The following is a 12792-nucleotide window of genomic DNA, read 5'->3' as shown; positions in this document are numbered from 1 at the left end:
GAGAATAAAATGCATAAATCACCAATTATTGATTTGGCCGGTTTTCAAATTGACCTATCTATCGTGTTTATGCTATTAGTGACCTGTACCATTGTTTTTGTGCTCGCGCTTCTGGCAACGCGCAATTTATCGGTTGAGAATCCCGGCAAACTGCAAAATTTCTTGGAATGGGCAGTTGAATTTGTACAGGGCCTGATTTCAAGTACAATGGACCTCAAAAAAGGCAAACCGTTTCTTTCTCTGGGCTTGGCGCTCATCATGTTCTTGTTTGTAGGCAACCTTCTCGGACTTCCGTTAGGGATTGTCACAGATTATCATGATGCGGAGCATGCCAAAGTGTTTGGCAAGGAGATTGTCTCCGTAACCAAAGAACTGGACAAACTTCATGCTGATGCTGAATCGGGAACGGGTTCTACCGACTCCCATGAAGAGATTGAAGTAGGTGTGGCTTGGTGGAAATCCCCTACAGCTGACCCTGCGGTAGCAATGGGACTTGCGGTTATGATTTTCCTGATGACCCACATTGTGGGTATGACGCGCAATACCAAAAACTATTTCAAACACTATTTTGAACCTTACCCGTTCTTCTTCCCGATCAATTTGATTGAGCAGGTATCGAAGCTGCTGACACACGGCATGCGTCTTTTCGGTAATATCTTTGCCGGCGAGGTCCTGATATCCGTTATCCTCAAATTGGCGGCGCTGGGTGTAGGGGGCTGGATCGCTTCTGTGCTTGGCTTGATAGTCTGGCAGGGATTCAGTATATTCATCGGTACCATCCAGGCTTTCATCTTCGTAATGCTGACTATGGTGTATTTCTCGCAAATGCTGGAAACCCATGACGAGCATTAGGGTGCAAAAGATTTACGAATACAAGATTTATGCCAAGGCGGAATCAATTTTCGAGTCTGGCTCATTAATACACACTAAAACATATCTTTGAGGAGGATTTACACAATGGGAGTTATGGCTTATTTGGCAGCTGCAATTGCAGTAGGTTTGGGAGCGCTTGGCGCCGGTATTGGTAACGGTCTGATCGTAAGTAAAACAGTAGAAGGTATCGCCCGTCAGCCGGAAGCGAAATCCACGCTGCAGACTACAATGTTCATCGGGGTCGCACTGGTAGAAGCCCTGCCGATCATCGGTGTAGTACTTGCGTTCATGTTCTATGTTGGAGCTTAATTAATTACACATGTTTGGCGGGGAAGGCCACAGCCCTCCGCGCCTTCTTTTTAGAAAAGACCTAAGATATGAACGTGCAACAGAAAGGAGTGTCTAACATTGTCTTTTGTATGGGAATCTTCCGTGTTGGCTATTATTGCCTTCGGGATTTTATACTTTTTGCTCAACAAGTATGCTTTCGGGCCGTTGTTTTCCGTGATGGAGAAACGCCGCGAGCTCGTGCTGCAGCAGATGAATGAAGCTGCTCAGACCCGCGAACAGGCTGTTTCTTATGTTGAAGAGCAGAAACAGGCGCTTCAAACTGCCCGCAAAGAGGCTCTTGAGATTATTGAGCAGTCCAGACAGACCAGCAGCAAGCAGACTGAACAGTTGATCGGTCAGGCTAAGGTCGAGGCTTCACGCATCAAGGACGAGGCAGTTCGTGATATCCAGAACGAGAAGAACAAAGCGGTTGAAGAACTGCGCGGCGAACTGGGAGCGGCATCTGTCAAAATCGCATCCAAGCTGCTTCAAAAAGAAGTCAGCACTGATCCTGCGCAAGAAGGGCTTGTTGACCAATACCTCAAAGAGGTCGGAGGCCGGTCATGAGTCAGGATACGATAGTCGCCAAAAGATATGCGAAGGCATTGTTCGAGGTTGCTTTTGAAGAACGGCAGACCCTGGAAATCGAAGAGGAACTGAAAAGCCTGGTTACTGCACTGAATACAGATGCAGAGCTCCAGAGATTTATCAGCTCTCCGCGAATCTCTGGTGATGACAAGCTTGCTGTGCTGAAAAAAGCGTTGGAAGGCAAGCTGTCGGGGGCGGTTATCAACACTCTGGAAATCCTGATGAAGCGGGGCAGAATGGATATTCTTCCGGATCTGCTGGACAGCTATATCAAGATTGAAGGGGATAGTCTTGGTCTGGCAGATGCCACCGTCTATTCAACCTATTCGCTCAGTAGTAGCGAGCTAACCCAGGTTGCCGAGGAATTCGGCCGTTTGTCGGGCCGGAATATCCGTATCACAAATGTGATTGATAAGAGCTTGCTTGGCGGACTGAAGGTCATTATTGGCGATACGCTGTATGATGGCAGCCTGTCCGGCAAACTTACGCGTCTTGAGAAATCTTTTAATGAGAAGCATAGAAGATAGGGGTGAGGATATTGAGCATTAGACCTGAAGAGATCAGCAGTTTGATCAAAAGTCAAATTGAGCAATATAAAGCCGATATCGAAGTGGCCGAAATCGGCACCGTCATTCAAGTCGGCGACGGTATCGCCCGTGTCTACGGTCTGGAAAACGCGATGGCAGGGGAACTGCTGGAGTTCTCCAACGGAGTAGTGGGCATGGCGCTCAACCTGGAAGAAAGCAACGTCGGTGTTGTTATCCTGGGTGAGTACACGGAAATTCGTGAAGGCGATCAAGTAAAACGTACAGGACAAATTATGCAGGTTCCCGTGGGCGAAGCCCTGCTGGGCCGTGTAGTAAATGCATTGGGGCAGCCGGTAGACGGCAAAGGCCCGATTGCAACAACGGAATTCCGTCCTGTGGAAAACAATGCACCGGGCGTTATCGACCGTAAATCGGTGCATGAGCCAATGCAGACAGGTCTTAAGGCCGTAGATGCGATGGTGCCAATCGGCCGCGGACAACGCGAACTCATCATCGGTGACCGTCAGACAGGTAAAACAGCAATCGCTATTGATGCGATTATCAACCAAAAAGGCAACGGCATGAAATGTATCTATGTTGCCATCGGCCAGAAGCAATCCACGGTAGCACAGGTTGTTGAAACCCTTCGCCGCCACGGCGCGCTGGATTATACAATCGTTGTAACTGCGTCCGCTTCCGAGCCTTCACCGCTGCTGTATCTTGCTCCATATGCAGGGTGCGCAATGGGCGAATATTTCATGTACAAAGGCGAACACGTTCTTGTTATCTATGATGACCTTTCGAAGCAAGCCTCGGCTTACCGCGAATTGTCCTTGCTGCTCCGCCGTCCACCGGGCCGCGAAGCATTCCCTGGTGACGTATTCTATCTGCACTCCCGTCTGTTGGAACGTGCAGCTAAGCTCAGCGATGCACTTGGCGGGGGTTCATTAACCGCTCTGCCATTTATCGAAACACAGGCCTCTGACGTATCGGCGTACATTCCTACGAATGTAATCTCGATTACAGACGGTCAAATCTTCCTCGAATCCGACTTGTTCAACTCCGGTCAACGTCCGGCGATCAACGTGGGTATCTCAGTATCCCGTGTTGGTGGTTCGGCACAGATCAAAGCGATGAAGAAAGTTGCCGGCTCACTTCGTCTGGATTTGGCCCAATACCGCGAACTTCAGGCGTTCTCCCAGTTCGGTTCCGATCTGGATAAATCTACGCAGGCCCGTTTGAACCGTGGTGCGCGCATGATGGAGATTCTGAAACAGGGTGTTAACCAGCCACTCTCCGTTGAACATCAGGTTATCAGCTTGTATACCGCTGTCAAAGGACATCTGGATGATATTCCTGTCAAAGACGTTAGACGTTTTGAAAAGGAATTCTTGGCTTATGTGGACAGCAATGCTGCTGATATTGCTAAATCCATAACTGACACCAAGGATTTGACTGCCGATAACGAAGCTGCTCTTAAGGCCGCTATCGATAAGTTCAAGAGAGCTTTCGCAACCAGCTAAGCTCTACAGTCATTCTATGGATATTTCAAACCGAGCTTTGGCCTAGCCAAAGCTCTGGAATATGCTTAAGAACGGGCTTTGAATATCGTCAAAGTTCAGATAAAGCTTGCGAAGTTAGCACTATTTCGTCAAAGCTCAGATTATGCTTACGAAGTTAGCTTTGACTTCGTCAAAGCTCTAAGGTGGTGAAATCATGGCAAGAAGCATGCGTGATATTAAACGTCAAATCAAGAGCGTTCAGAACACCAGACAGATCACTAAAGCCATGGAGATGGTTGCCGCCTCCAAGCTGCGCAAAGCACAGGAAAAGGCAGAAGCGGCCCGTCCTTATTCAGAAAAGCTGAAAGAGGTTGTAACGAGTATCGCTTCCGGCTCACAGAATGCTACACATCCAATGCTGGTCAGTCGTCCCGTGAAGAAAACCGCGTATCTGATTGTGACCTCTGACAGGGGTCTGGCAGGCGGATACAATGCGAATATTCTGCGTAAAGTGACCATGCTGCTGGCGGAGCGCCATAAATCAAAGGATGAGTATGCTCTGTTCGTTATCGGCCGCAAGGGCCGTGACTTTCTGCGCCGCCGTGAATATCCGATCGTGGAGGAAGTTACCGAGCTCTCCGATACACCTAAGTTTGCTGACATTAAGTCGATTGCTTACTCAGCGGTACAGCAGTTTGAAACAGGCGTGTACGATGAACTGTACGTCTGCTATAACCGTTTTGTAAATGCGATCAGTCAAGTGCCTACTGTTGATCGGCTGCTGCCTATGGAAGCGGTGGAACAGCATGACGGTAAGGCAGAAGGCTTACAAGCCACGTACGAATATGAGCCTTCAGCTGAAGGCGTGCTAGAAGTACTGCTGCCAAAGTATGCGGAAACACTGATTTACAGCGCTATTCTGGATGGCAAGGCCAGTGAGCTGGGTGCGAAAATGACAGCAATGGGCAGTGCAACGAAGAATGCGTCAAAAATGATCGGAGAACTTACACTTACGTATAACCGTGCCCGTCAGGCGGCTATTACGCAGGAAATTACCGAGATCGTGGCCGGAGCAAACGCGCAGTCTTAAAATATATGCGAAGCCAAACTCTTCAGCTTATATTTTCACAGGAAACGGGTGCCGTATAAGAGAGTTGTTCCGCTTATGCGGTGCGGTGATTTCTTTTTAATGCAACAGCTTTCGAGGAGGGAAATATTATAATGAACAAAGGACGCGTTGTAAGCATTATGGGTCCGGTTGTCGATATTGAATTTGAACGCGGCCAGCTGCCCGAGATTTTCAACGCTATCAAGATTGTAACCAGCCTGGCAAACGGCCGCACGATTGATTTGACCCTGGAGGTTTCCAATCACCTGGGTGACAATCTGGTACGTTGTATCGCCATGTCTTCTACAGACGGTCTGGTTCGGGGCTTGGAAGCACTTGATCAGGGAGGACCGATTTCGGTTCCGGTTGGAGCAGCTACACTGGGACGGGTATTTAACGTTCTGGGCAATCCAATTGATAACGGCGCTGAAGTGGTTGCAGACAGAAATCCGATTCACCGTCTGGCTCCGACATTTGATGAACTGTCGACACAGGCTGAAATTCTGGAAACCGGGATCAAGGTTATCGATCTGCTGGCTCCTTACGCAAAAGGTGGTAAAATCGGCCTCTTCGGCGGTGCCGGCGTAGGTAAAACCGTAACCATTCAGGAACTGATCAACAACATTGCCCAAGAACACGGCGGGATTTCCGTATTCGCAGGCGTTGGTGAACGTACCCGTGAAGGTAATGACCTTTATCATGAAATGACCGATTCCGGCGTTATTAAGAAAACAGCAATGGTATTCGGACAAATGAATGAGCCGCCGGGCGCACGTCTTCGTGTAGCTCTGACCGGACTGACCATGGCGGAGTATTTCCGTGATGTGGAAGGCCGTGATACGCTGCTCTTTATCGATAACATATTCCGCTTTACTCAAGCGGGTTCCGAAGTATCCGCATTGCTTGGCCGTATGCCTTCTGCCGTAGGTTACCAGCCTACTCTGGCAACAGAAATGGGCCAGCTGCAAGAGCGTATCACTTCAACCAAAAAAGGCTCGGTTACTTCCATTCAGGCGATCTACGTGCCAGCGGATGACTACACTGACCCTGCACCGGCAACGGCGTTTGCCCACTTGGATGCAACTACCAACCTGGAGCGTAAGATTTCCGAAAAGGGTATTTTCCCGGCTGTAGACCCGCTGGCATCCAGTTCGCGTATGCTGGCTCCGGAGATTGTTGGTGAAGAGCATTATGACGTAGCACAGGGCGTTAAGCAGCTGCTGCAGCGTTACACCGAACTTCAGGATATCATTGCTATCCTGGGTATGGATGAGCTCAGTGAAGAAGACAAAATCATTGTATCCCGTGCCCGTAAGGTTGAGCGGTTCCTGTCGCAGCCATTCCACGTAGCTGAACAATTCACCGGTTTCAAAGGCAAATACGTGCCGATCAAAGAAACTGTACGCAGCTTTAAGGAAATTCTGGAAGGCAAGCATGATGATCTTCCGGAAGCAGCGTTCCTGTTCGTTGGAACAATCGAAGAAGCAGTGGAAAAAGCGAAAACGATGTAACCCTGAACTATGGCTTTCGATGCGAGCTTTATTTCGTAAAGCTCTGAGGAGGAATGAAAGTGAATACCTTTCTGTTGGAAATTGTCACACCGGAGCATCTTGTCTACTCCAAGCAGGTTAGCAGCTTGACGGTAAAGGGTGCCGATGGTGATCTGGGTATTTTACCGGGACACATTCCGCTTGTAACTCCACTTCAGGTTGCTCCAATGTTCGTCAAAGCGGATGGTGCTACAATCACTATCGCTGTTCATGGCGGTTTCGTGGAAGTGCATAAAGACAAGGTGACCGTTCTGGCCGAAAGTGCCGAACTGCCTACGGAAATCGATGTTGAACGCGCCGAAGCGGCGAAGGAACGCGCCCAGCGCCGACTTCAGACCCGCAGCAAACAGGATGATATTGATCACCGCCGTGCGGAGCTGGCGCTTCAACGCGCCGTTACACGGATCAAAGTGTCCACCGGAAAAGGACAACAATAATAATTACGGTCAAGCCTGCGGCTTGGCCGTTTTTTTTGAGGGTATACTAAAGTATCGTTTATGCCATGCCCACTTTCTTTGCTGGGTTGCCCTGCCTGATTGCTGGGAAGTATGACTATTTTCTGCAAGTAAAGTGAACATCTCGTAAACATCGCAGCTTCCATTGCATGAAAAGTTTAAAAGTTTGTAAAAGTACTGGATTCTTTTCCCCTGCGCAAGTATGATATAAGAGTCGATTTCCGAGTAACCTAATAAACAGGGGGCTAACATGGATACAGGGCTATATGATGAGTTGTCAAGCTCAATCGGCAGCAGTGGTTTGGTGTCAATGGTTGTTTCTTTATTCTGTGTTGCAATATCTTGGTGGGCACTTCAGAACCTTAAGCTTGATTTGGTCATAAGATATCCCAAGAGCCCTCAGGCAAGGCTGCTGCATTTATTGCTGGCTATTGTACTGGGCCACTTCGTGGCTGGGTTCCTTCTGGATTATCTTGGATGGAGCGGGCAGATTCGCAACATGTTTTAAGAATGAGTGCTTTGGTTATATCTCTCTTAGGCCAAAGCGGTGAAAAAAGTGTCGAATAATACGGTTTTATTATGTCAACACTGATGTTTAAGGAGCGTGTCCGCACCTCGGGCGCAGGTCAGACAATGGAAACACAAGCATTCTATACTAAGCCTTAATTTAAGAAATAATGGACGCGGAGGGAAACCGAAATGAGCAAATTTATCGTCCGCGGTGGCAACAGATTGACCGGGAGCGTGAAAGTAAGCGGCGCAAAAAATTCCGTACTACCGATCATAGCCGCCTCTCTATTGGCAGAAGAAGGAGTCAGCGTCATTGTGGACGCACCTCCGCTAGACGATGTAATGACGATTAGCAAAGTACTGGAATCTCTGGGTGCGGGTGTTACATACCAGAACGATATCATCGAGGTTGATGCCAGAAATCTTACTTCCTGTGAAGCACCATATGAATGGGTGCGAAAAATGCGGGCTTCTTTTTTGGTAATGGGCCCTCTTTTGTCCCGACTGGGTCGTACACGCATTTCCTTGCCAGGCGGCTGCGCCATCGGTACAAGACCGATTGACCAGCATTTGAAGGGGTTTGAAGCGCTTGGTGCTGAGATTAGTTTGGGCCAGGGTTACATTGAAGCGAAAATAAACGGACGGCTGCGTGGGGCCAAGGTATATTTGGATGTGGCCAGCGTAGGAGCGACCGAAAACATAATGATGGCGGCGGCACTCGCCGAAGGTGTAACGGTAATTGAGAATGCGGCAAAAGAGCCCGAAATCGTGGATTTGGCCAACTATCTGAATGGGATGGGCGGTATCGTGCGCGGTGCGGGAACCGGAGTGATTCGCATCGAAGGCGTGGAGCGCATGCATGGCGTTAAGCACCATGTCATTCCTGACCGGATTGAAGCAGGCACCTATATGGCGGCCGCTGCGATAACCGGCGGAGATGTATACGTGGAAGGTGCAATCGCAGATCACCTCGGTCCTGTGATTGCCAAGATGGAAGAAATGGGCGTGACGATTATCCCGGACGAGAATGGGGTTCGGGTGATCAGCGACAAGCCGCTTAAGGCTGTGGATTTGAAGACATTGCCGTACCCGGGTTTCCCAACCGACATGCAATCACAGATGATGGCTTTGCTACTTCGTTCCGAAGGCACAAGTGTTGTGACAGAGACGGTATTTGAGAACCGGTTCATGCATGTGGATGAATTTCACAATATGAATGCTGAGATTAAGATCGAAGGACGTTCCGCGATCGTAACTGGTAATGCAGCATTGGTCGGAGCCAAAGTAACTGCTACGGATCTGCGTGCAGGTGCTGCACTGATTCTGGCAGGTCTGGTTGCCGAGGGCACGACGGAAGTCGGTGGAACCCATCATATCGACCGTGGATATGTGCATTTGGCCGAGAAACTGTCGGGCCTTGGTGCGGACATATGGCGGATTTCCATGGAAGAGTCTGAAGTAGCTGCTGCAGCTGTAAATGAAGAAGTGGTCAAACCGGAAACGGCCAAAGGCGAATCCTTCAAAAGCGAAGAGGTTAAGCCCCGCTTTCAGGTTCAGCCAACCTGGGTATAATAACCATTCATAACTCTCTAAGGCCACCTCAATCTGAGGTGGTCTTTTTTCTTTGTTCCAACGCCTGTTACGAAGGGAATCTCTCCAGCTATCGAACGTCTCTCTTTCTCTCAGAATAGCGTTCTAGCAGTTACACGTGATTCATATCTATAAGAATAACGGTAACTGACGGAAGGAGACATAGAGATGAAAGATTACCGCTACCTGCTATGGCGTAAAATGAAACCGCCGCGCCGCTTCGCGCGCGCGCGGCGCCCGGTGCCCCCGCTCAGGCGGCTGGCCCCCGCCGCCTGGCTCGCAGCGCCCCTGCTGGCGGCGCTGCTGCTGCCGCTGGCTGTTGTCCCGCTGCGCGGGGGACAACATGCGCCTCCGGCCGTGCCGCAGGCCACGGCCCTCCCGGCGGCGCCGGGGGCGGCTGCAGAGGAAGCCCTGCAGCCGAAAGTCGCCGTCTATTTGTCGCATAGCAGACAAATAGAGACATTGCCGCTGGAGGACTACGTCAGCGGCGTGGTTGCGGCCGAGATGCCGGCCGACTTTGAGCTGGAAGCGCTCAAAGCGCAAGCCGTCGCGGCGCGCACCTTCATTGTCCGCCGCCTGCTGGCCGGCGACCACAGCGGCGTGCCCGTTCAGGGTGCGGATGTGACGGATACGGTAAGCCATCAGGCTTACGTATCGCGGGCCGCACTGGAACGGGAGTGGACGCGCGGCGGCAAGAGCGCCGGGCTGGCCAAGATCCGCCGTGCGGTCCTGGAGACGCGCGGCGTAGTGATGACCTACCAAGGACAGCCGATCACGGCTTCCTTCTTCGCCTCCAGCGGAGGCTATACTGAAAATTCCGAAGATTACTGGAATACGGCAGTACCTTACCTGCGCAGTGTGGCCAGCCCATGGGATCAGGAAATTACGCCGAATCTGGCGGTGACATATACGTTCACATCTTCCCGTCTGCTGCAGAAGCTGGGGATAGCAGACAAGGATATTCCGGCTTCCGGCAATCTGGCTGCTGCTACTCTGGTAAAACCCGTCTCCTCCGCCTCTAGCCTGCCTGTGGAAGTGCTGTCGATGACAGCAGGACACCGGGTCAAGGAAATCTCCATCGCAGGCACCGTGTTCTCTGGACGGGAGGTACGCGAGAAGCTTGGGCTGCGCTCCAGCCAGTTCACCTGGAAGCGGCAGGGCGGCAAAATCGTTATTACAACTTATGGAAACGGACATGGTGTCGGCATGAGCCAATGGGGGGCGAACGGCATGGCAAGGGAGGGAAACACGGCTACGCGAATTCTCAAACACTATTACAGCGGCGTCTCTTTTAACCAAGTCTCAACTCTCCTGAAAAAATAACTTGCAAGATACGTATAAAAGCGAAGCGCCCGGTAACACTGGTTACTGAGGTGATAAACATATGAATGAACAAGACAAAATCAAAACAAACCATGATGAATCTCTCAAAAATAAGCAGGGAGATTCAGGCGTCAAGCCTTCTTCATGGAACAGGCTGTTGTCCAAACGGTGGGTATTTCCGGCAGTCTACACGGCGGCAGCGGCAATTATACTAACCTTGGTGTGGGTCTATCAGGACGCAGGCCAGAAGCCGCTGAAACCAGACAACGCCGCCGTCGTTTCACAGGAGTCCGCGGGTACAGGTGCTGAAGCAGGTACAGCAAAAGATGATCCTGCAGCACTTGAAGTCGTTGCTTCAGCAGAAAGCATGGCTTGGCCGGTAGCCAGTCCTGCAGATGTGGAAGTGGTTAAACCGTTCTACGATGAGAATGGGACCGAAGAAAATCATGTGGCGGCCATGGTGCAGTATAATGACACCTTTGTGCCTAACGCAGGAATCGACATTGCCCGTGAGGACAATCAGGCATTCGACGTCAAAGCTGCACTCAGCGGTGAAGTCACCCGTGTGGAAGATGTGGCGGTATTCGGCAAAGTGGTTGAGGTCACGAGCGCAGGCGATTTGAAGACGGTCTACCAGAGCCTTGGTGATACCAAGGTGAAGCAGGGTGATGAAGTGAAACAGGGCGACACGCTGGCAACAGCTGGCCGCAGTGAGATCGAGAAGAACCTTGGTAATCATGTGCACTTTGAAGTGTACGAAAACGGCAAGCCAGTCAATCCTTCCGATTTGCTGCCGCAACGCTAAGCATGAGAATTCCGCAGGAGGCCATAGGGCCTCCTGTTTTTTTGCCTCAGAAGCTCCTTTTCCATCCACATCTCCGCAAGGCAAGGTCATATTTAGGTTGTCCAGGAAATAAAATGAGCCTTCGGAAGCTTGTCACGTCCTGAAAGCGCGAATATATAGGCCCGCCCCTCATATAATGTACCAAACTATCCACAGTTGGGAGGCGGGAGCGTGCACGATTACATCAAGGAACGTACGATCAAAATCGGACGCTGCATCGTGGAAACCAGGCACACGGTCCGGACCATAGCCAAAGAATTTGGCGTTTCAAAGAGCACGGTGCATAAAGATTTAACGGAGCGTTTGCCGGAGATCAACCCTGATCTGGCCGATCAGGTGAAGCACATTCTCGAATATCACAAATCGATTCGCCATCTTCGGGGGGGAGAAGCCACAAAAATTAAATATAAAAAAACGACGGGGAAAAGGCGCGAGGTGGCCGTAGCCTCAAAGCCATAAGATTTTCGGAAATTTAAGTGATAATTCAGTTTTATTACATTGTATCCTTCCCCTAAAGTATGGTATTTTTAAATTTGGGACTAACTTACTATATTCTCATTTAAAATAACACTTTGGGGGCTCTTTCATTATGCTTAGCAAGGATATCGGAATCGATCTCGGCACGGCCAATGTGCTCATACATGTCAAGGGAAGGGGAGTCGTTCTGGATGAACCCTCCGTGGTCACGCTCGAAAGTGATACGAAGAGAGTCCTTGCAGTAGGCGAACAGGCGCGGCGCATGGTAGGCCGCACACCGGGAAATATTATTACGATCCGTCCACTTCGGGACGGTGTTATTGCGGATTTTGCGATTACGGAAATGATGCTGAAGTATTTCATTGACCGCGTAGGTGGCCGCTCGTGGTATGCAAGGCCCCGTATTCTGATCTGTGCCCCCACCAATATTACCTCCGTTGAACAGAAATCAATCCGGGAAGCGGCGGAACGCAGCGGGGCAAAAGAAGTATTCCTGGAAGAAGAACCCAAAGCCGCAGCCATCGGAGCGGGTATGGATATTTATCAGCCTAGTGGAAATATGGTCGTCGATATTGGCGGCGGAACGACGGATGTAGCCGTGTTGTCCATGGGCGACGTTGTTACCGCCTCCTCAATCAAAGTGGCAGGGGACAAATTCGACGAGGCCATTTTAAGATATATCAAACAGAAGTACAAGCTGCTGATCGGCGAGCGCACGGCAGAGGATATCAAGTTATCCATCGGTTCTGTCCGTCCGGGCGGCATGAAATCCGAAATGGATATTCGTGGACGCGATATGGTAAGCGGACTTCCGCAGACGCTGACCATTACTTCGGGTGAGGTAAAGGAAGCGCTTTGGGACCCGGTTTCTTCCATCGTGGCTGCAGCCAAATCGGTATTGGAGCGGACACCGCCTGAACTGTCAGCAGACATTATAGACCGTGGGGTCGTATTAACCGGCGGCGGCGCCTTGCTTAACGGATTGGACGAGCTGCTTTCTGAGGAGCTGCATGTTCCAGTCTGGGTGGCGGAGGATCCCATGCATTGTGTGGTTAAGGGAACCGGGATTATGCTCGATCAATTGGACAAGAATGTTAAGAAAAAATTCTAGTCTG

General features: G+C 50.4%; 14 protein-coding genes. All 14 read left to right on the top strand.

Translation table 11 applies throughout. The features are described from left to right. Positions 1–9: 9 nt before the first annotated feature. The 14 genes from atpB to mreB all read left to right on the top strand — a co-directional run bounded on the left by atpB (position 10) and on the right by mreB (position 12788). On the top strand, positions 10–852 hold the full coding sequence (gene atpB, locus AC0MA3_RS05820; protein ID WP_474655468.1) for a F0F1 ATP synthase subunit A: 843 nt from the start codon (positions 10–12) through the stop codon (positions 850–852). A gap of 105 nt (positions 853–957) precedes the next feature. After that, on the top strand, positions 958–1182 hold the full coding sequence (gene atpE, locus AC0MA3_RS05815) for a F0F1 ATP synthase subunit C (RefSeq protein WP_025709067.1): 225 nt from the start codon (positions 958–960) through the stop codon (positions 1180–1182). A gap of 99 nt (positions 1183–1281) precedes the next feature. Continuing rightward, a complete protein-coding gene (gene atpF / locus AC0MA3_RS05810) occupies positions 1282–1770 on the top strand; it encodes a F0F1 ATP synthase subunit B (RefSeq protein ID WP_379157130.1) in 489 nt (162 codons plus the stop codon). Beyond that, on the top strand, positions 1767–2318 hold the full coding sequence (locus AC0MA3_RS05805; protein WP_379157134.1) for a F0F1 ATP synthase subunit delta: 552 nt from the start codon (positions 1767–1769) through the stop codon (positions 2316–2318). The genes atpF and AC0MA3_RS05805 overlap by 4 nt, the downstream gene beginning before the upstream one ends. A gap of 11 nt (positions 2319–2329) precedes the next feature. Beyond that, complete coding sequence (gene atpA / locus AC0MA3_RS05800; protein WP_379157137.1) at positions 2330–3841, top strand: F0F1 ATP synthase subunit alpha; 1512 nt, start codon at positions 2330–2332, stop codon at positions 3839–3841. 193 nt (positions 3842–4034) lie between these two features. Then, a complete protein-coding gene (atpG, locus tag AC0MA3_RS05795) occupies positions 4035–4910 on the top strand; it encodes an ATP synthase F1 subunit gamma (RefSeq protein ID WP_474655467.1) in 876 nt (291 codons plus the stop codon). A gap of 131 nt (positions 4911–5041) precedes the next feature. After that, positions 5042–6439, top strand: coding sequence for a F0F1 ATP synthase subunit beta (gene atpD, locus AC0MA3_RS05790; RefSeq protein ID WP_379157143.1), 1398 nt, complete (start codon positions 5042–5044; stop codon positions 6437–6439). Between the two features lie 59 nt (positions 6440–6498). Continuing rightward, complete coding sequence (locus AC0MA3_RS05785) at positions 6499–6915, top strand: F0F1 ATP synthase subunit epsilon (RefSeq protein WP_379157146.1); 417 nt, start codon at positions 6499–6501, stop codon at positions 6913–6915. 268 nt (positions 6916–7183) lie between these two features. Beyond that, positions 7184–7441 (top strand): DUF1146 family protein, encoded by a 258-nt coding sequence (locus AC0MA3_RS05780; protein WP_379157149.1) that lies wholly within the window; start codon positions 7184–7186, stop codon positions 7439–7441. Positions 7442–7632: 191 nt separating this feature from the next. Then, entirely contained in the window at positions 7633–9015 is a 1383-nt protein-coding gene (gene murA / locus AC0MA3_RS05775; RefSeq protein WP_474655466.1) for a UDP-N-acetylglucosamine 1-carboxyvinyltransferase, read from the top strand. Between the two features lie 258 nt (positions 9016–9273). Beyond that, positions 9274–10356 (top strand): stage II sporulation protein D, encoded by a 1083-nt coding sequence (gene spoIID, locus AC0MA3_RS05770; RefSeq protein WP_474655465.1) that lies wholly within the window; start codon positions 9274–9276, stop codon positions 10354–10356. A gap of 61 nt (positions 10357–10417) precedes the next feature. Further along, positions 10418–11161: a peptidoglycan DD-metalloendopeptidase family protein gene (locus AC0MA3_RS05765; RefSeq protein ID WP_474655464.1), complete on the top strand. Its 744-nt coding sequence runs from the start codon at positions 10418–10420 to the stop codon at positions 11159–11161. Positions 11162–11371: 210 nt separating this feature from the next. Beyond that, complete coding sequence (gene spoIIID, locus AC0MA3_RS05760) at positions 11372–11659, top strand: sporulation transcriptional regulator SpoIIID (protein WP_474655463.1); 288 nt, start codon at positions 11372–11374, stop codon at positions 11657–11659. A 130-nt stretch (positions 11660–11789) separates the two neighbouring features. After that, the gene (mreB, locus tag AC0MA3_RS05755) at positions 11790–12788 is read left to right on the top strand and encodes a rod shape-determining protein (protein ID WP_379157162.1); all 999 of its coding nucleotides are present in this window, start codon (positions 11790–11792) and stop codon (positions 12786–12788) included. Positions 12789–12792 lie beyond the last annotated feature (4 nt).

Source organism: Paenibacillus sp. LS-5 (genome assembly GCF_056121505.1).
This window is presented reverse-complemented; position numbering and strand designations above follow the sequence as displayed.